The sequence below is a fragment of the Marinomonas alcarazii genome (assembly GCF_003208215.1).
GTDB lineage: Bacteria > Pseudomonadota > Gammaproteobacteria > Pseudomonadales > Marinomonadaceae > Marinomonas > Marinomonas alcarazii.
Map to the genome: position 1 here is coordinate 277,113 of NZ_QKLW01000001.1, position 19,886 is coordinate 296,998.

Below are 19,886 nucleotides of genomic sequence, written 5' to 3' on the forward strand. Positions count from 1 at the left end.
GTGGCGAGTGGAAAATGATTGTCCCTAGTGATTTAGTCATCACTAGGGACAAAACAGCGATCTTTATAGACCGAGTTTCTTCTCCAAATAATGGATGTTAACGCCGCCAGCAATGAAGTTAGCATCATTGACTAGGTCTTTTTGTAGCTCTATGTTGGTTTTAATACCATCGATGAATGTTTCATCTAGAGCGCCAGAAAGGCGTTTTAACGCAGCTGTACGATCTGGTGCATGACAAATGATTTTAGCAATCATTGAGTCATACGTTGGTGGTACTGAGTAGCCACTGTACAGGTGAGAGTCAACACGAACACCCATACCGCCTGGTGCATGGAAATATTCCACTTTACCTGGGCAAGGCATGAAGGTTTTAGAGTCTTCTGCGTTGATACGAGATTCAACCGCGTGGCCATTTAGCTTGATGTCTTCTTGTTTCAAAGACAGTGGCAAGCCGCTCGCGATGCGAAGTTGTTCTTTAACGATATCTACGCCTGTAACCATTTCAGTAACAGGGTGCTCTACTTGAACACGAGTGTTCATTTCGATGAAGTAGAAATTGCCATCTTCGTATAGGAATTCAAACGTACCCGCGCCGCGGTAGTTGATCTTGATACAAGCATCAACACAGGCTTTCAAACAAGCTTGGCGAGATTCTTCGTTTAGCATTGGTGCTGGTGCTTCTTCCAATACTTTTTGGTGACGACGTTGCAAAGAGCAGTCGCGATCGTATAGGTGAACCGCGTTACCTTGACCGTCAGCTAGCACCTGAACTTCTACGTGACGTGGGTTTTGTAGGAATTTCTCCATATAAACCGTGCTGTCGCCGAAGTACGAGCCTGCTTCTGATTGTGTAATGCTGATCGATTTTAATAGGCTGCCTTCGTTGTGAACAACGCGCATACCACGACCACCACCGCCAGCGGCAGCTTTTACAATCACAGGGAAGCCGATTTCATTTGCAATGCGTATGCATTCTTCAGGATCGGATGGTACAGGGCCGTTTGAGCCTGGAACCGTTGGTACGCCAGCTTCTTTCATCGCTTTGATAGCTGATACTTTATCGCCCATTAGACGAATTGTTTCAGCTTTAGGGCCGATGAAAGTAAAGCCAGAACGCTCAACTTGCTCTGCAAAGTCTGCATTTTCCGCAAGGAAGCCGTAGCCTGGGTGGATCGCTGAAGTATCTGTTAATTCTGCAGCGCTAATGATCGCTGGAATGTTCAAATAACTTTGAGCAGATGGGTTTGGCCCAATGCAGATAGATTCGTCTGCAAGACGCACATGTAATAAGTCACGGTCAATTTTAGAGTGAACCGCAACGGTTTTGATACCGAGCTCTTTACACGCACGTAGAATACGTAGCGCGATTTCGCCTCGGTTAGCAATCAATACCTTATCGAGCATGATGGAACCTTTGCGTTGGATTAAATGATAGTAATAAGAGGCTGGTCAAATTCAACTGGCTCGCCATCTTCAACAAGGATTGCGCCAATTGTGCCAGATTTATCGGCTTCAATTTGGTTCATCATTTTCATTGCTTCAACGATACAGATTGTATCGCCAACGTTAACTTTTTGGCCTACTTCGACGAAAGGTTTAGCGCCTGGGGCAGAAGACTTGTAGTAAGTGCCGACCATAGGAGAGTTTACAGTGTGGCCAGTAATAGCAGCTGGGGCTTCTGGCGCAGCAGTAGAAGCTGCAGCTGGTGCCGCAGGAGCAGCAGCCATCATTGGAGCGGGCATCATAGGTGCTTGAACCGGAGCACCACCACGACTAATACGAACCGCTTCTTCGCCTTCTTTGATTTCAATCTCGTAGACGTTTGATTCTTCCAAAAGCTCGATTAGTTTTTTGATTTTACGAATGTCCATGGTTACTCTCTTCTGTCTGAAATTAATGGTTCAGTGATTGTGTGATCCACTGATTATTATAAATTTGTAAATAGCTTGCTTTATACAGCAAGCAGGCTTTTATAAAAAAATGGCTAATTAAAAAGCTTGTAACGCGAAATTATCGGTAAAAAGCTGGATATTGTCCAGTTATGCGGTAAAAAAACCAAAAAATGTTTGTCTTGTGTGTTTTTTGAGCTGTGGTAAACCTCGCCTTGTAATGCTTTGTTTATTCTGTCAAAGCGGCATCTAAACGTTTGATTAATAAGGGCTTTGATGGCTCTCCCATAATGGTCAATGTTTTCCGTTCGTTTCCTAGGGCATCTAAGAAAACCAAGGAAGGTGGTCCGTAAAGATTAAATTTTTTCATCAGAGCTTGGTTGTCAGCGGAATTTTCGGTGACATCAACTCGTACCAATTGAACATGATCAAGCCTAGATAAAACATCAGGCGAAGCAAACATCTCTTCTAGAACTCTACAGCTGATACACCAATCAGCATATAGATCCAAGACAATGGGTCGTGGGTCTTGATTAGCGACAATGTTATTCAGTTCATCCAGACTGGTAATGGTTGCGTCAAACAATACCGCTTCTTCTGACTGGTTGGAGGTGGTAGAGAACTTTTTCAAGGGTTGTAATGGCGAGTAACTGCCACTAGCCCCGCCAATAAATTCAATGCAACCCACCAAAAATAAGGTTAATGCTAAGAACCAGCGCACTGGATGCGATGCCACTCGATAAGCACGATGAATGAAGTAGCCGCTCATACCTAGGAACAGCAAAGCCCAAAGATACAAATGGCTAGCTATCGGTAACCAGCGGGTGATTAACCAAACGGCCATGGCGAGTAAGCCAAAGCCCATCATAACTTTAATATCGTGCAGCCATTCCCCACTCTTAGGTAAAACTTTAGGCCCAAACAGGCCCACCAATAACAGCGGCAATCCCATGCCTAGAGCCATGACAAACAATATTGTTGCTCCATACCAAGCGTTGCCTTGGCTGCTGATATAAAGCAAAGCGCCTGCTAGAGGTGCGGACACACAAGGAGAAACAATCAAGGTGGCTAACACACCCGCCAGAAAAATGCTGCCAGTGGACTTCCATACCGATGTGGTTGTTTGCCCTGACATCTGAAGGCGGTGTTGCCATGCGCTTGGTAAACGGATTTCGTAAACGCCAAACATGGCTAAAGCCAACAAGACAAAAACAATGGCACTCATTATTAATAGAATAGGGTTTTGTAACTGCGCTTGGATATTAAATTGTAGGCCGAAAATACCAACGAGAGCCCCAATAGCGGCATAAGTAAGCGCCATAGCGAAAACATAAATTAAACTGTAGTAAAAGGCGCCTAATTTGGAGTTACGTGTGCCAACCACAATGGCGCTGACGATGGGAACCATAGGCAACACGCAAGGTGTAAAAGATAAGAGTAGCCCAAGTGCAAACACCGCAAGTAGCGTTGCCCAAGTATTATCAGAGCCAAGTAGTTTGTTAATAGACAATGCGTCTGAAAAAACGGGTTGGGGGAGGTTTGCTGTACTGCTGGCTGCCTTATTGGTTATCGATTTAGTCTTGGGGGGCTCCGCATACTCAGTGCTCATTTCAGTTACAGTAAATTGAATTGGCATATTTTGTGGTGCGTAACATAAGCCTTTGTCGGCACAGCCTTGGTAGGTTAAAACAGCGTTAACTTGTGTTCCTGCGGGCAGTGTTATGTCGTAATAAATAGGCAGAGTAAATTGATCTCGGTAAACGATTACGTCACCATAATAGTCATCGTGCTTTGCTTCACCGGCAGGAAAAGGGGAAAAGTGTAGTTTATCTGCGTGTTGACCAGACAAACTGAACTGTTCTTGATATAAATAGTAACCGTCAGCAATCTGCCATTTCGCTGTAAATTTGCCATCTTTAGGTGCTGATACTGACAGTTGAAAGGCTTGGTCGACGGGTAAAAAAGTAGGCTTTGAAAAAGCGGATGTTGCCCCAAATGTAAAAGCCTGAGTCACACTGTTAAACGTCAGTAATAGCAAGAAAACAAATAGGCGCATAAATTTACAATCTAATTTCACTAGGGTAAAGGTGAGGGTGTAGACTATCAATCAGCCTTTACGTTGCCAATCTCAAGGGGAAACATTGAGTAAAAATCGTATCTTAATTCTCATTCTTGTGCTTTTCATGACAGGTTGCCAGCAAAATGTGAAATCATCTGCTGAAAATGCGCCAACGCCAGAAAAAGAGCAAGAGAATGTGGCCGTTACTTCAGAGAACACTGACACCAAAAGCACGGTTCAGGGTGTCACCACAGAATCGTCAACCACGACGAAAGCGGTAAAAAGTTTAACAGCGGCCGAGAAACTAACACAGCAGCTAATCCAAAAAGGACAAGCCGCTTTAGCCGCGGAACGTTTGTTAACGCCAGTAGAAGACAACGCTAACCTGTATTTTCAGGCAGTGCTTGGTCGGGATCCCGGTAATTACCAAGCAATACAAGGCATCTCCGCTATTGTGGATATCTACACGCAATGGGCTTGGGAATCTGCCTTGCGTGGTGAATACGCAAGCGCCTCGCGTTATATCGATTCAGCTAGGTCGGTGAATCCAGAAGACCCTGTCATTGAAGAAATGGTCTCGCGTATTAGTGATTTGCAAAAAAAGCGTGCGCAAGTGGCAAAGATGAGTCAAAGCCAAGCTAAACAGTCGTCATCGGAGGCAGCACCAAAAGCGCCCAATGAAGATCAATATTTATTGCCAAAAACACTTTTTAGCATGACGGATGACGAGATAATCTCCCTTATTCAGCCTATTATAGATAAAGTAGCGCAAGCTGATCGGCCGATTGCTATTTACTGGCCAAATGACAAAGAGGCGCGATTGATTTATCAGATAATTAACAGTCGAGTAACAGAATTTCGTGTACGTGCGATGATTTATCACCGTGCGGATTACATGGTCGAATTACAACAAGATTAAGGTAGGTCAATAATGTCATGGTTAACGAATAAGTTTCGGGGCTTAACGTCCATCATCAACTTTTCAAACATGGGGAAAGCCATAGCGGCAGCCCTTGTCGTGATCGCCATACTGCTGAGTTTTTTAGGCATGTACTGGAGTAGTGAGCCGGATCAATTTGATGTTGTGGCAACAGCCAAAGAAAAAGCCGCAGCGCAAGGCTATTTAAACAACAGTAAAAAGTTAGTGACTGGGTATACCACAGCCAGCACCTTACACAGCATTATCGAAACCTTGCTGGATAAACCAGGTGGCTTTATCAGTAACGATATCATGCCGCCGGGTGTCTTTATGGACAACATGCCTGCATGGGAATTTGGGGCATTAGTGCAGTCTCGTGACTTGGCGCGCGCGTTTCGTAAAGAATTTAGCCGTTCGCAATCTCAGTCAACTGAAGACGTGAACCTAAAGATTGCTGAACCGCAATTTAACTTTGATACCAGAAGCTGGGCGTTGCCTTCTAGTGAAAGCGAATACCGCCGTGGTAACAAAGAGTTAATGCAATATCTAGATCGCCTCGCAGGGCCAAGCAACAACAAAGCACAATTCTATGCACGTGCAGACAACCTTGCCGATTGGTTATCGGACGTTAGCACTCGCCTTGGTAGCTTGTCTCAGCGTTTATCTGCGAGCGTTATAGACGACAAGCCACAACTCGAATCAGAAGAAAATGATCGTTACGTTCGCACGCCTTGGTCAAAGGTTGACGATGTGTTTTATGAAGCTCGTGGTACAAGCTGGGCGCTTATTCACATACTTCGAGCGATCGAAGTGGACTTCGTCTTCGTACTGCAAGACAAAAATGCCTTGGTAAGCCTGCGTCAGATCATTCGTGAGTTAGAGGCTACTCAAGCTAATATCTGGTCTCCGTTCATCTTAAACGGCAGTGGCTTTGGTGTGCTTGCAAACCATTCATTGGTTATGGCGTCTTATATCTCTCGCGCTAATACCGCCATCATCGACTTGCGTCGCCTGCTTGAACAAGGCTAGCTCTGTCGAGTCACCAAACAAAAGCAGTGGTATTCGTCTAGCAACCCTAGACGATGCCCCTGCCATCTTACGTATTTTTCAGCACTGCGATCTATTTGCGACTAAAGGTCGCAGACAGCAGCATGTTAACCTCATTGATGTTATGGATTGGATCGACAGCATCACAGAGGCTCACCCAATGCTGGTCTGCGAAAAGCAGGGCGACGTGATTGCCTGGTGCTCAATCGAACCTTTCTACGGACTTCCCGCATTTGATGCGGCCAGCGAAATTAGCCTCTACGTCAACCCAGAAGAGCAGGGTAAAGGCGTCGGCACACAACTTATTCAACACCTCGAAACGCTAAGAGCGGAACTTGGCTTCAACCACCTAATTGCCTATATCTACGCGAGTAATGTGGAAAGCCAAGGCTTCTTCAAACGCCAAGGATTTGAGCAGTGGGGACTGCTTCCCAATATTGCCCAGAGTGAGGGCGTCAAAGAGAACGTACTGCTTTTTGGAAGAGAGTTTTAGCTTTCTTATTCCCTCCCCTTATGTCTTCCAAGAGGAGGGCTAGGGTGGGGTTATTCTCTGTTTTTGATTCCATTTAAACGCTTTGTATTCCCAACCTTTTTCCGTTGCTTAAACTCCATAAAGTCGCGCAACTTCGTCGCGTCGAACTGGCTTCTTAGTAGATAATCGTCTGCAAAATTATACCCGATACCCTAATGCCAGTCGTAGGGCGCGCCTTTAGGCCGACAATTCGCTGATTATGACGGTACATACAGCCTATTTTTTTAAATAAACGCATTTTTGCGCGTTTAGCCCTTTTAAATAAACCCGTTGTGCGTGTTTTGTACTGGTAGAAAGTAAAAAAGTTTCCTAATCCTCGTACCAATTTTTGAACTGATTGCAGAGCTTCTTCCTTTAATGGCTCCGCAAACGCACTTTAAATTTAGTTTAGTCATCTGGCTAAGCCTCCTTACTTGATTGAAGGGCATTATTCAAAGTGTAGCAGTGTATAAAGGGACAGACTTTTTAATTAGGTGTGAGTCCTTTAGCCTAACGAGACTGATTTTTTTGGTGGTTGTGCATAGCAATGCTGTGCGATATGATTTGTATATTGATGCACAGTAAGGAAGTGCGAATGTCATTAGAATTTAAACATAAATGGTTAGAATTATTTTACGAAGAAGACCAGCGTCACAGGTTGATACCTAAGAATATTGAAAATGCTCTATATAGGAAGTTGGAAATTTTAGATGCGGCACTGACAGAGTCTGATTTACGGGTTCCTCCGGGTAATCGATTTGAGCATTTAGACGGTAATCTGCAAGGCTGGTGTTCAATTCGAATCAATAAACAATATCGCTTAATTTTTCAGTGGGTCCAAGGAACTGCTCTAAACACTTATCTTGACCCGCACAAATATTGAGGTGCCAACAAATGCGTAAAACAAAACGTCGACCAGTTAGCGTTGGTGAAATGCTTAAAATTGAGTTTCTTGAACCGATGAACATTACCTCCAAAGCACTGGCCGATGCCATGGGCGTGCATCGTAATACCGTCAGCAGTCTTATCAACGGTGGTGTGCTAACCGCGCCAATCGCTATAAAACTAGCGGCTGCCTTTGGTAATACACCTGAATTTTGGTTAAACATACAACATGCTGTCGATCTTTGGGATACACGAAACCGTTATCAAGAAGAAGCCAAACTGGTTAAGCCTTTGGTGGTGGGTAAGAAAGAAGAATTGCATGCATAACAAGTTATACATTTATCCCTTATATCTAGTTTTTTAGCCCTTGGTATGAAAAGTGTGATTTGTTAATCCAGAAAGTCAGTTTAACTACTCAGTCTTCGTTTGTTTACGGCCAACAGCTTTGATAACTGCTATATCAATAGGCTTAATTTCTCTACTTATCCTGCTGTTCAGTCATAGTGATGATTTTTTGATACATGCCCATAATGGCTGCTTCCAGAACTAATTAGGGTCAGAGTAAAATTAAATATAAGAGATTGATTCCCGCCTTCGCGGGCGTTTGTCCTCTCTGAGACAAAAGGGGAGGGCTGAGCCTACACCCTATAAAGTGAAAGCTCCGCTTTCATCGTCAGATCACGCCTCGTTCCTCGTCTCATCAGACCTACGTCTTTGTTCTTCATCATTGCAATCCAGAAGAAGTCAGTTCGACGCGACGAAGTTGCGCGACCTTGTGGAGTTTCAGGGGCAGTTAAAAATATCTTTCCTAGTATCAGCAAGAACAATCTATGCCTTTCGAAATAATTCGTGTTGCTAGACATAACCTTAACCAAAATAAATGAGACGTTTGGGCGATAGGCCGATAAAGCGAATTTTTGGTTACTTTTTGGGCGCTAGCAAAAAGTTACCCGCTCAGCAGAGCGGAAAAAAGGTTGGGAATACAAAGTACTCGAATGGAGCCTAAATACTGTAGGACAAAAAGAGATTGATTCCCGCCTTCGCGGGAATGACTTTGTTTAAGCGGGAATGACTTTGTTTAAGCGGGAATGACTTTGTTTAAGCGGGAATGACTTTGTTTAAGCGGGAATGATGTTGTTTAAGCGGGAATGATGTTGTTTAAGCGCGAATGATGTTGTTTAAGCGCGAATGATGTTGCTCAGCTTCTAGGGCGGTGGGCGGGAACTAAAAAGGACAGGCCGCGACAAACGCTACCCAAGCTTTGGTGAACGGATGTCTGAACTCTAGCCGATAAGCATGCAGCAGCAATCTAGGGTCGTTGTGAAATGCTGGATCGTAGAATTCGTCGCCAATTATTGAGTGCCCGAGGCTTTGCATGTGGACGCGCAGTTGGTGAGAGCGACCTGTAAAAGGCACGAGTCGAACACGGGTAGTGTTGTCTTCGTAGCCGATTTTTTCCCAATAGGTGATAGAGTCTTTGCTCCATTCATCGGTGCAGATGATTTGTCTTGGGCGGTTTGGCCAGTCGCAGCGCAGTGGCTTTCTTACTTCGCCTTTATCACCCAAAAGATGACCGCGCAGTAGGGCGCGGTATTCTTTTTTCACTTCTCGTTCACGAAAATGCGCGTACATGCGTTTTTGACACTCGTGAGTTTTCGCCACGAGGATTAAGCCTGAGGTGGCTTCGTCCAAACGGTGTATGGCAAAGGCTTCGCCAAATAAACATTCTGCTCTATGCAAGATAGAGTCGAGCTTATCTGGGCCACGACCGGGCACAGATAAGCAGTTAGCAGGCTTGTTTATTACGGCAAACCATTCGTCTTCGTACAATATCTCTAAGCGAGATGGTTCTAAACTCGTTACGGCATCCTGCACAGGATGTTATTCCGGTTTCGTTGTTAAGATAATACGAATCGCATCCAAGCGGATTTGGTGTTCGTCGATACGAGTCAAACCTTCTTGCATGTTGGTCTCAAGGCGCGCTATGTCTTCGTCACGAATGGTGTTGTTGAAGGCTTTCAGTTCCACTAAACGTTCGATTTCATTTTGGCAGCGATGCTGGTAAGACGTTTTCGCCGCGTGCACAATCGGACGCGCTTGGTCTTGGGCATTCAACTGATGAGCTTGCAACACTTCAATAAGGTTTTTGCGCAATGCAGCAACCCATTGTTCTGCCACTCGGTTTGGCACACCTTTCAATTTTTCTGCCCATTTGTCGGCAGTAAATTGCTGGTGGAGGAATTTGCCATTGGAGTCAGACAATTGCCACATTGGTGTCATTGGCAGTGACTGTGCCAATTTCAAACGAGGATGAGCGGTCGCTTCGATAACAAACATACTTTCCACTAGTACAGTGCCTTCTGGCAATGCTGCAATTGGTAAGATGGCTGAAGTCAGTTTGCCAGAGTCAAAGCCTTGTACTTCGTCCATTAGCATGGTGATCAGTGGGTGTTCCCAGGTTGCGAACGCCACGTCTTCACGTTGGCTGGCTTGACGGCGATCAAGCATGAGCATTTTGCCTTCTTCTTCGATGCCTGGTAGGGCTTCTAGCATCATATCGGTAGAAGGGCGTAAGAACCATGCGGCGCGGTCAGGGTCGTCATTGATGCAATCTGCATAGATGTTGAATGCGTGAGTCACTTGCTCAATGTAGTGGTGTAGGCCGTTTGTTGCCTGGTTGTTAATCTGGTCGATTAGCGCTCGGGCTTGTTCAGGGCGACATGAGCTCATTTCTAGCAAGCGGTTACGGCCTTCTTCCATTTGTTTTAGCAGTGCTTCATGGTAGATGTTGGCTTCTTTCAGTAGATCTGTGTCGTCGTCTTGGCCGTGCAAATAAGCATGCAGACTGTCACCAAAAGCTTCTTCGACCTTATCGCCAGAACCTGTAGTACGGCAAAATGCGTTTAGGGCGTGGTGATACCAGTGGTATAGGCGCTCTTGTACGCTGTTTTTGATGTAAGGCACATGAATCTGAACGTCGTTTAGTTGCCCTAGGCGGTCAAGGCGGCCAATACGTTGTTCAAGTAGGTCAGGGTGCTCAGGTAAATCGTACATTACGAGGTGATGGCTGAATTGGAAGTTGCGGCCTTCACTGCCGATTTCAGAACATACCAAGATTTGCGCGCCTTCTTCGTCTGCGAAGTAAGCCGCTGCTCGGTCACGGTGGATAAGTGGCATTTGTTCGTGGAAATCTGCGCTTTGGAAGCCAGCGAAAGTAAGCTGGTCGTTTAGCCATTTTGCCATGTCGGCAGAGTGACAAATCACTAGAATTTTGTCTGCTTGGCATTCAAGGAATTCTTTAAGCCAAACCCAACGAGGGTCTTTTTCCCATAAGCCATCAGATACTTCGGTTTCTGGCTGCACGTGACGATTGGCAGACTCGAAGTGTTCATTGTTTTCTAATGGGTAAGAGTGAAGGTAACGATCAGGGAAACCACCCACAGCCGCCCGTGTATTACGGAACATTTCACGACCTGTTCCGTGACGGTCAATCAACCAGCTGATGGCTTCTTTCGCGGCAGCGGTTTGTTCAGCACCAGATTTGGTGGTTAGATCTTGGAACCAGTCTTTGGCGCTCACTTCAGCCAGGTACGAGCCAAATGCCGCTTTCCAGTCCAATGCTTCAGGCGAGCTGTTTTCTTGGCTAAATGGCAATAAAGATTCAGCCAGTTCAGCGGCTTTTTTAAATTCTCTTTGCTGAGCTAGGTAGTGGTCGAAGTCATGGTAATGATCGGCATCTAAAAGCTGTAGGCGAGAGAAATGCTCACGCTCGCCGGTTTGTTCTGGCGTTGCACTCAATAGCAATAGAGATTCTGTTTGTGCGGCTAAACGAGCAACCACTTGGTAGCCAATGCTTGGTGTTTCTGGGTGCCAAGCAAGGTGGTGAGCTTCGTCGACAATGACCATGTCCCATTCAGCGTCTAACATATGTTGAGTCGCTTTTGGATGTTGGCTCGCCCAATCGATTGGTGCAATAACAAAAGGTTGTTGTTCGAATGGGTTGTCGTCACCGTCCATAAAGTCTTCATACACGGATTCGTTGATCAGTGAGAATGGCTGGTGGAAGCGGCGTAGCATTTCAACCAACCACTGATGTTGTAGGTTTGTTGGAGTCAAAATCAGTACGCGTTTGCAAAGACCGTTTAGTAAACGTTGATGCAAGATCAAGCCCGCTTCTAGGGTTTTACCCATGCCGACTTCGTCACACAAAAGTGCGCGAGCTTTCGGACGGTTAGCGATGTCGTGAGCAAGGTAAATCTGATGTGGTAGAAGTTCTGCTTTCAGACCCATTAAACCACGTACCGGCGATGCCGCATTGGCCGCTTGGTGTTCAAGTGTGTGACGACGTAAGTCGAACCACATACGACGAGCAGGCGACAGCGCCAATAAAGAATCTAACTCGTTTTTATCGTTACGTGGAAATTGGATGATGGATTCTTCTAGCCAATCATCGTCGTCACTGATGCGGTATTCGATCAAATCGTTGATTTCTTCTACTTCCAATACTGTGTAGGTTTCATCTTGGAAATGAAGTTGGTCGCCGACGGTCAGCGTGCGTCGGACAAGGCTAGTCTGGTCATTTGAGTATTGACGTTCTGCTTCCGCATCTGGGAAATGCAGGGTAAAAGACTTATTTTGTGTGTCTACTATCATGCCTACGCCGAGATCAGGCTCGTTGCGGCTACTCCATCTTTGTCCAGTTTGGTACATAGTTATTCGTTGTCCGGTTCAATTAAAGTTAAACTGCCTTGGCATAAATCGGTTAATAGGATTTTGTGCTCAGGCCAAGTACGTTCAATAACAGCAAGGTCAATTACGATGCTGTCACTGTATGTTTTGTTGGTTATTTCTATATCGCTCTGTTCTAGCCAGTATTCAACCTTACCCAATAAAGGGTAGGCGATTTTTAGCTGAACGGCGCGCCGCGGGTATACATTTTCATATTCTGTTTGCGACAGCGCTTCTTGTACGGCTTGGCTGTATGCTCTTACTAAGCCACCTGCGCCAAGTTTTACACCACCAAAAAAGCGTGTCACGACGACAGTCGTTTCTCCAAAATCTGAGTGCTGCAACACATTCAGCATCGGTTTACCCGCTGTGCCTTTTGGTTCACCATCGTCACTTTGATCCCACAGGTGGGCATTATTTGGCATACCAGCAATAAACGCCCAACAGTGATGGTTAGCATCTGGGTAACGCTGACGCACCTCTTCGATAAAAGCCTTTGCCGCATCACGGCCGTTTGTACGACAAACCGTCGTAATGAACTGACTATTTTTTATTTCTAGATCAAAGCGTTGCGTGTGTGTTGGGCTTAGGTAGTAATCCATGTAAACTTATCGAGACCTTAGCATGACTGCTGCGCGCGCCAATGCAGTATGAAAAATAGACTCGTTTTGCCTTTGTTCGCGACGTCATGTAAAGACCTCACTTTGTTAAAAATAGACATTTAAATAGCGAGTTTTAATTCATATGACAGATTGGCTTTCGCAATCAGTTTGGGTGTTATCGGGCTTTTGTATCGGCGCGATTCTTCTCTCTGTTATTGCTGGCGTTATTGTACAGGCTATGCGCCGTCAGTGGCAGCGCACAGAGGAAAAAATGCAGCAACAAAATGAGGAATTACTGCGTCTTTTAGAGCAATCGAAAGATCAGGTTCATTATTTGGAAAAAGAGTCGCTTACTTTAGAGCAACAGTTCGCAGCAGCACAAAGTGTCTGGCAAGAAAAAGAAGCCTTTTATCGTGAGCAAAAAAAGCAAAACGAAACCGAATTTAAGCAAATGGCTCAGGAGATTATGAGCCAGCAAGGACAGCGGTTGGCGAAAGAAAATGAGCGCCAATTAGGGTCGTTATTAACGCCACTTGGCTCACAAATTCAGAAGTTTCAAGAAAGCGTAGAGAAAAGTTATCAAGAAGAGGCCCGTGAACGCTTTTCTTTGGTGAAAGAGATCAAAGGGCTTCAGCAACTGAATCAAAAAATCAGTGACGATGCGGTGAGCTTAACGCATGCTTTGAAAGGGCAAAATAAACTGCAAGGCGGTTGGGGTGAGGTGATTCTAGAGCGAATATTAGAACGTTCTGGATTAGAAAAAGGCCGTGAATATGAGACGCAAGCCTCCTACCAAACGGCAGAAGGTCGACGCTTGCAGCCAGATGTGGTGATTCATTTGCCTGAGGGTAAGCAGATCATTGTGGATTCCAAAATGGTGCTAATTAGCTATTTGGCCTATATGGAAGCCGAAACTGAAGAAGACAGAAATCGAGCGCTGAAACAGCATTTGGATGCCGTTCGCCGTCATATGAAGGAGCTAAGCGCTAAGTCTTATCATGACTTGCCAGGTGTGACCTCATTGGATTTTGTGCTTTTGTTTATTCCAATCGAAGCGGCGTTTGGTCTGGCTTTGCAGGGCGATAATGGTTTGTTTAGTGAAGCTTTTGAACACAATATTATTATTGTCGGGCCATCTAACTTGTTGGCGACATTACGCACCATTCAAAATATTTGGCGCAATGAAAAGCAAAGTCAAAATGCGATTGAAATTGCACGCCAAGCAGGCGCTATGTACGACAAGTTTTCGAGTTTTGTGCAGGATATGGATGACATAGGCAGTAAATTGGATGCGGTGAGTCGTACTCATGAATCGGCGTTGAAAAAGCTGACGGCTGGGCGTGGTAATTTGGTTTCCAGAGCGGAAAGGCTGAAAATGATGGGTGCGAAGACCAGTAAGGCGCTGCCAGTGGAGTATCTAAACGATGATGTTTTTACCGATGAACCGAACGAGTAATTGAATCTTTCCGTGTTTCATTGCTCGTCGTTTTTGGCGTAAATTGTAGGTCGTGCCTTTAGGCCGACAAAAAAACTCCCAACACAAAATCAAAACCTTCTTCACGAGAAATGACATTTTTTTGCGCTAAAGTACGCCCCAAAAAGCTCATAAGGATATATAAGGTTTTGTCGGGCTGAAGCCGCGACCTACAAAAATCTTAGCTGATTCACTTTCTTTGTCATTCAGGAAAGGCCCAAAGCACAGTGGCTTTGTTTATATAGTTTGTTGTTTGTAGTTCCTGAAGAATTCTTGCTGTCAGTTGTTTTAGATCCGCGCCTTCTGCTGTGTTTGCAGACTGAGCTATGATTTCTAAATCAAGCTGATTGTTCAGATAATGAAGCCGAGTGTTTGGTATGTCTACGTACGCTGAATGCTGGCGCAGTAGGTAACCTAAATCGGCTATAATTTGATGGCGTGCAGGCAGTTTTAAGTGTGGTGGCTTGCCAGATTTATGGGTGAAACTGTCTGTCTGAATGGTTTCATCGGTATCCACGTGCACCATCACGTCTTCTACTTGTGAGTGTGCTTTTTTAATGGTGTAAGCAACCAAGTCGCCAAGGTAATGTCCTTCGCTAACGCTAGCGTGGCTTGGAACATGAATGTGCATATCTAGATAGATTTTCCCAGCCATGGATCTTGCTCTCACATCATGGGGCGCCATTACGTGTTTTAGACTGTTGGCCGTGTCTTTGATTTGCGCAATCAGTTTTGGGTCAGGGGCTGTGTCTACGAGTTCCGCTAGGTTTTCCCATACCATGCTGATCGCCATTTTGCCGATTAATAGGGCGACAATAACGGAAGCCACCATGTCTGCCCAGCCATAACCAAAGTAGACCCCAGTTAAGCCTATTAATACGGCAACAGAGGAAAGCGCATCGCTACGGCTGTGCCAAGCATTGGCAACCAACATTTTGCTGCCGATTTCATCGCCCGCTTTTTTGGTGTAATGGAAGATGGCTTCCTTCACAGCGATGGTGACAAGGATCGCGGTTAGGCCATACCAAGTTAATTGAGCTTGTGATGAATCTGCATTGAAGGCCTCGTAACCAATCCCAAAGGCCACCACAATCAGAACCATTCCTAGAAAAACGGTGGTTAATGTTTCAAAGCGAAGGTGACCATAGGGATGGTTTTCATCTGGTCCTTGGCGGGAGTTGGCAGAAGCAAAATAGACAAACACGTCTGTGACTAAATCCGATAGGGAATGGATGCCGTCAGCGATAAGAGCCTGTGATTGAGAAAAGTATCCAGCAACAATTTTTGCTAACCCCAATAGAGCGTCCCAAACAGCGCCAACCAGAGTGACTCTTTTAGCGATATCTTCTTCTTTTTTAAGTGTTGTCATGCAGTTAGGAACCTATTTAAAAATACGACAATATAAGGGTGTTTATTGGTATGGCTTGCTTAAGTCGACTTTATTTATCTAAAACGGTTAAGTAAATTTAAAAAATTAAGTGATTGATTTGTAAGTTTATTTCTGTTGTTTTTTGGATGATTGTCCTGAGTTTTTAGGTTCAGGATTGTGCATCTGGTTGCTTTACGTTTTGGCTGTTTTTATTGAGTATTCTGTGCGGCTGCCTTGTTGTCTGGCTTTGCGAATGTTCTCCCCAAGCTTATCCACGATATCTGTGGAAAAGCTTGGCAAGCTCAATAAATATGGCGCTTTAATCGATTTCAAACCACATGCAATAGGAAGCAAAAAACTCTCTCATGGTAAGAGACATTAGAGAAAAGTTTGCGTCCATGTCGGATAACCCACCGCCTTGAGAATCATTAAACGCAGCTTCTTTTAGTGCATCATCAAATTTAATTTTGCGTAATGTTAGATCGTCATGTAGTACGAAGCTTAGTTTATCTGTCCAGCGAAGGCCTAGGTTTTTTACTGCCATGCCTTGTTGTAAGTGACGAGTCACGTCTTCAGATAATGGCTCTAAAGATTTAAAGCGAATGGTTGCTTTGTCTTCTGACGCATCTTGGATTTCACATTCGTCACCGGTTTCGAGACTTGCTGGTACTTCGTTTTTGACTAACCAATCTGTCATCAGAGAAGACGGTGAAACCTGTGCTTGCAAAGGTGTCATTGGGAAACTGCCAAGCGTTGTTTGCAGGTGCTTAAACAACAGCTCTGTCATGCTGGCATTGGTGCTGTTGAGAACCAGTATTTTGGCTTGTAGATCAATGTATGCCCAGATGTCTGTGCGCTTTGAAAAAGCTTTGGGACGAAGCGTGAAAACCAATTCGTCTTTCATGTCAGACTTTTCTTTTCGACCTACTTTACGGCCTTCGATTAATTCGATTTCAGCGACCTTGGCTTCTAGTTCTTCACGTACCACGGCAGAAGGTAACACTTTTTCTTCTTTACCGGCGCGGAACAACAAGCAGCGATCGCTGGCTAAGCTCCATTGCTCGCTGTTACGAATGAGTGGCAGCCAGCCGAAAGAGAACTCTTCTTGAGATCCGCATTCTTTTAATGGGAACTCCGGGATTTTGTCGATTAGTTCGTTAGTATCTAGTGATTCGGTATCTTTTAGTTGGAATATCTGGGCGTTCTTGAACCACATAATTAATCTCTCACGGCTTCTTTAAAGTGTTTTCGGCAAACGGACAAGTAGCGGTCGTTACCACCAATTTCAACTTGTGCGCCTTCTTTAACAGGAATTCCTTGTTCATTAAGTCGAATGACCATGGTGGCTTTGCTACCACAATGACATACGGTTTTTAATTCAATTAACTTATCTGACCAAGCTAGTAACGCTTGGCTGCCTTCGAACAGCTCACCTTGAAAATCTGTGCGAATGCCAAAAGCAAGCACAGGGATGTGTTGTTTATCGACAATTTCAGATAAAGCATAAACTTGTTCTTTGGTTAAAAACTGCGCTTCGTCAATCAATATGCAGCTTAATGTTTGCTGGTTGATTTCATTCTGGATTAACGCCACAAGGTCTGTGCTGTTATCAAACAGGCAGGCTTCTGCTGATATGCCAATTCTAGAGGCAATATGCCCTGTTTCAAATCGATCATCTATCGATGCTGTAAGAAGTAAAACCCGCATGCCTCGCTCTTGGTAATTGTGAGCAGATTGCAGTAAAACGGTGGATTTACCAGCGTTCATCGCGGAGTAATAAAAATACAGTTTGGCCATATCGAGTCTGTTTTTCAGTTTGCAGTGTTAAATGGCTGGCTAGTATATCAAATCACTATTGTTAGTGGTTCTTTTTCATGGGGATTATTTACTCACTTTTGTGTCGCTCTTTGGGGCTGGTCTTTTTGATTTGGTGGTTTTGCCATTGGCAAGTGAGCTATTAATTTGCAATGTTAGCCATTCAGCACGTTTTAAGCCGTTTAGGTTGCAAAGTTGATCAAGTTTTTCAATAACCTCTTGCTCTATGAGAAGTTCTAAGCGCTTCAGTCCTTGTGCTTTTTCTTTCTCACGCTGGGCTCGTTTATTGAGTTTAAGCTGGTCTTTTCTGGTGAGAGGTTGGCTTCTAGGACGGCCTGGCGATTTGCCAAATAGGTCTATGGTGTTGCGGTCGGATGAGGCTTTAGCCATGGTATTAGGTACGTTCGTATTAGTGGGTTGAAAAGGGCGAACAGCAGGATTTAGCTCTTCGCCCTTTATAGGCTATTTTTGTGCAGTCTTCTTATCTGCTTGCGCTTGCGCCATTTGGTTGGTTGCGATGAAGTCTAGTAAGATTTCTGATGCTTCTTTTGCATAGGTATCTTCTTCGACAGGCTCTATATCATCAACAGAGTCTACCGTTTCAAGCCCGAGTGCGGTACGGCGTTTATTTTCGCGTTCTAGCTCTCTTTTCTTGCTTTCTTCTCGTTGTTTTATACGAGTGGCTTCATTCAATGATATTGTTTTATAGGTTTCAACCTGATCTTTGAACTCTTTAATTTGTTCATTGATGGCAATGAAATTAGGATCTTTTGCCATTCTGTCTTCATGACGAGGCTCTAGAATAGGCAAGTAAGCAGGCATATTCCAGTAAACTGGGTAGCGTGTTTCATGAATTTTATCCCATGGTAATGGGTTATCTAAAGCACTCTCGCCAATGTTGTCTTTGTCTATCAAAGAAGGAAAGGCAATGTCTGGCATGACGCCTTTGTGCTGGGTGCTCTCACCTGAGACACGATAAAATTTGGCTTGTGTGACTTTCAGTTGGCCTTTGTCCATTTCTTGTAAGACTTGAACGGTTCCTTTTCCGAAGGTTTGATCGCCAAGAATTAAGGCGCGTCCATAGTCTTGTAAGGCGCCAGCCACGATTTCAGATGCAGAGGCGCTCATACGGTTCACTAAGACGGCCATTGGGCCGCTGTAGGCTATGCCTGGGTCAGAATCGCCTAATGGTGTGACTCGTCCGCTTTGATCTCGAATTTGAACGGTAGGGCCAGATGGAATGAATAAGCCAGCTAGGGCGTTGGCTTCTTGTAATGAACCGCCACCATTGTTTCGTAAATCTAGAATCAGGGCGGAGATGTCTTCTTTACGCAGCTCTTCTATGAGTTTTTTAGTATCACGAGTAGAGCTTTTGTAGTCTTTATCACCAGCTTGGATGGCGGCAAAATCAGAATAGAAGGTAGGTAAACTAATCACACCCACTTTGTATTTCTCGCCATCACGTTCTATTTCGACAATTTCTTTTTTGGCGGATTGGTCTTCAAGTTTAACTTTTTTACGTACGATGCTGATTTTTTTACTGGTTTGTGTATCGCCTTTACTCGGCGTTACTTCCAGTATTACTTTTGTGTCGCGCTCTCCACGGATCATGTCTACAACGTCGTCAAGACGCATTCCCACCACATCGATCATGGGCTTGCCTTCTTGACCCACGGCAATTATGCGGTCGTTGGGTGCTAGATCGCTTTGTGTGGCGGCAGGGCCACCAGGCACTAGACGTACTACTTTGGTGTAGTCATCGTCCATTTGTAATACCGCGCCGATGCCTTCAAGGGACAAACTCATATTGATATTGAAAGTCTCTGACGCTCGTGGGGCAAAGTAACTGGTGTGAGGATCCAACGCGGAGGTGATGGCATTGGCAAAGGTTTGATAAACGTCGGTGGCGTTTGTCTGATCAACCTGCTTAAGTTGGTTTTTATAGCGGCGCTCAAGGACGGAAATGATTTTGTCTTCGTCTTCGCCATTTAATTTAAGCGTGAGTGCGCGATTTTTTAGGCGTTTACGCCAGTAATCGTCGAGTTCTGCTTCACTGTTAGCCCATTCTAGTGTTTCTGGATCGGCGTTTAATGTTTCGTCTATCGTGTAGTCAAAGCCCTTTACCATCTCCGGAAGTTGGCTTTTTAGGTCGACCAAACGTTTCTCAAGGCGCTTAAGATAAAGATTGTAGATAGTGTAGGCTACCTGAGTATCGCCATCGCGCAAAGCATCATCCAAGCTGTTTCTGTATTGAGACAGCTTTTCTATGTCGCTTTTTAGGAAGAAGCTTTTCGTCGGATCGAGCGCTTCGATGTAATAATCAAACGCTTTTGCCGAAATGGTATCATCGATAAGAGGTCTGTTATAATGAATGCCTTCCAGCATTTCGACGAGTTCTTTGGATACTTTGTCATATTCATGAGGAGGCTGTAGCTCCTGATAAGCAGACACAGAGGTTGAGGCAAAGGTGTAGCCGGTTAAAAGGCAAAGCAAAAGGCGTTTATAGTTCATCCGGAATGTGTTCTCTCTGTCTATTTAATACATCATTAGTAAAATCATATTAGACACTGAGCTGTAAGGCTAGCTTA

At 44.8% G+C, this 19,886-nt stretch carries 17 protein-coding genes; 6 read left to right on the top strand and 11 right to left on the bottom strand.

What is annotated here, in order from left to right:
- Positions 1-63: 63 nt before the first annotated feature.
- From accC to dsbD, 3 genes are all read right to left on the bottom strand, one after another.
- Positions 64-1,404 (bottom strand): acetyl-CoA carboxylase biotin carboxylase subunit, encoded by a 1,341-nt coding sequence (accC, locus tag DFP75_RS01205; RefSeq protein ID WP_110571676.1) that lies wholly within the window; start codon positions 1,402-1,404, stop codon positions 64-66.
- A 20-nt stretch (positions 1,405-1,424) separates the two neighbouring features.
- A complete protein-coding gene (accB, locus tag DFP75_RS01210; protein WP_110571677.1) occupies positions 1,425-1,871 on the bottom strand; it encodes an acetyl-CoA carboxylase biotin carboxyl carrier protein in 447 nt (148 codons plus the stop codon).
- Positions 1,872-2,118: 247 nt separating this feature from the next.
- Complete coding sequence (dsbD, locus tag DFP75_RS01215; RefSeq protein WP_110571678.1) at positions 2,119-3,945, bottom strand: protein-disulfide reductase DsbD; 1,827 nt, start codon at positions 3,943-3,945, stop codon at positions 2,119-2,121.
- Between the two features lie 85 nt (positions 3,946-4,030).
- Between dsbD and DFP75_RS01220 the strand changes: the two genes are divergently transcribed.
- The 5 genes from DFP75_RS01220 to DFP75_RS01240 all read left to right on the top strand — a co-directional run bounded on the left by DFP75_RS01220 (position 4,031) and on the right by DFP75_RS01240 (position 7,637).
- Positions 4,031-4,867, top strand: a complete 837-nt coding sequence (locus DFP75_RS01220; protein ID WP_110571679.1) for a hypothetical protein — start codon at positions 4,031-4,033, stop codon at positions 4,865-4,867.
- A gap of 12 nt (positions 4,868-4,879) precedes the next feature.
- Positions 4,880-5,896: a DUF2333 family protein gene (locus DFP75_RS01225; protein ID WP_110571680.1), complete on the top strand. Its 1,017-nt coding sequence runs from the start codon at positions 4,880-4,882 to the stop codon at positions 5,894-5,896.
- Entirely contained in the window at positions 5,883-6,407 is a 525-nt protein-coding gene (locus DFP75_RS01230; RefSeq protein WP_245926918.1) for a GNAT family N-acetyltransferase, read from the top strand. Before DFP75_RS01225 ends, DFP75_RS01230 begins: the two co-directional genes overlap by 14 nt.
- Positions 6,408-7,020: 613 nt before the next feature.
- Positions 7,021-7,308, top strand: a complete 288-nt coding sequence (locus DFP75_RS01235) for a type II toxin-antitoxin system RelE/ParE family toxin (protein WP_181416989.1) — start codon at positions 7,021-7,023, stop codon at positions 7,306-7,308.
- An 11-nt stretch (positions 7,309-7,319) separates the two neighbouring features.
- Complete coding sequence (locus tag DFP75_RS01240; protein ID WP_110571682.1) at positions 7,320-7,637, top strand: HigA family addiction module antitoxin; 318 nt, start codon at positions 7,320-7,322, stop codon at positions 7,635-7,637.
- A gap of 897 nt (positions 7,638-8,534) precedes the next feature.
- Here DFP75_RS01240 and DFP75_RS01245 read toward each other — a convergent pair.
- Genes DFP75_RS01245 through DFP75_RS01255 form a run of 3 tightly spaced genes read right to left on the bottom strand, consistent with a single transcriptional unit; the run spans position 8,535 to position 12,640 of the window.
- Entirely contained in the window at positions 8,535-9,185 is a 651-nt protein-coding gene (locus DFP75_RS01245; protein ID WP_110571683.1) for an RluA family pseudouridine synthase, read from the bottom strand.
- 6 nt (positions 9,186-9,191) lie between these two features.
- Positions 9,192-12,020, bottom strand: a complete 2,829-nt coding sequence (rapA, locus tag DFP75_RS01250; protein WP_110571684.1) for an RNA polymerase-associated protein RapA — start codon at positions 12,018-12,020, stop codon at positions 9,192-9,194.
- Between the two features lie 2 nt (positions 12,021-12,022).
- Positions 12,023-12,640, bottom strand: a complete 618-nt coding sequence (locus DFP75_RS01255; RefSeq protein ID WP_110571685.1) for a YigZ family protein — start codon at positions 12,638-12,640, stop codon at positions 12,023-12,025.
- Positions 12,641-12,782: 142 nt separating this feature from the next.
- Between DFP75_RS01255 and DFP75_RS01260 the strand changes: the two genes are divergently transcribed.
- Positions 12,783-14,096, top strand: a complete 1,314-nt coding sequence (locus DFP75_RS01260; protein WP_110571686.1) for a DNA recombination protein RmuC — start codon at positions 12,783-12,785, stop codon at positions 14,094-14,096.
- Between the two features lie 220 nt (positions 14,097-14,316).
- Here DFP75_RS01260 and DFP75_RS01265 read toward each other — a convergent pair whose 3' ends face one another.
- From DFP75_RS01265 to DFP75_RS01285, 5 genes are all read right to left on the bottom strand, one after another.
- Complete coding sequence (locus tag DFP75_RS01265) at positions 14,317-15,483, bottom strand: cation diffusion facilitator family transporter (protein ID WP_110571687.1); 1,167 nt, start codon at positions 15,481-15,483, stop codon at positions 14,317-14,319.
- Between the two features lie 319 nt (positions 15,484-15,802).
- Entirely contained in the window at positions 15,803-16,699 is an 897-nt protein-coding gene (locus DFP75_RS01270; RefSeq protein ID WP_110571688.1) for a recombination-associated protein RdgC, read from the bottom strand.
- A 2-nt stretch (positions 16,700-16,701) separates the two neighbouring features.
- On the bottom strand, positions 16,702-17,280 hold the full coding sequence (locus tag DFP75_RS01275; protein WP_110571689.1) for a thymidine kinase: 579 nt from the start codon (positions 17,278-17,280) through the stop codon (positions 16,702-16,704).
- Between the two features lie 84 nt (positions 17,281-17,364).
- Positions 17,365-17,688 carry a LexA regulated protein gene (ybfE, locus tag DFP75_RS01280; protein ID WP_110571690.1) on the bottom strand — a complete coding sequence of 108 codons (324 nt, stop codon included), beginning with the start codon at positions 17,686-17,688 and terminating at the stop codon, positions 17,365-17,367.
- Positions 17,689-17,760: 72 nt separating this feature from the next.
- On the bottom strand, positions 17,761-19,809 hold the full coding sequence (locus DFP75_RS01285; RefSeq protein WP_110571691.1) for a carboxy terminal-processing peptidase: 2,049 nt from the start codon (positions 19,807-19,809) through the stop codon (positions 17,761-17,763).
- Positions 19,810-19,886 lie beyond the last annotated feature (77 nt).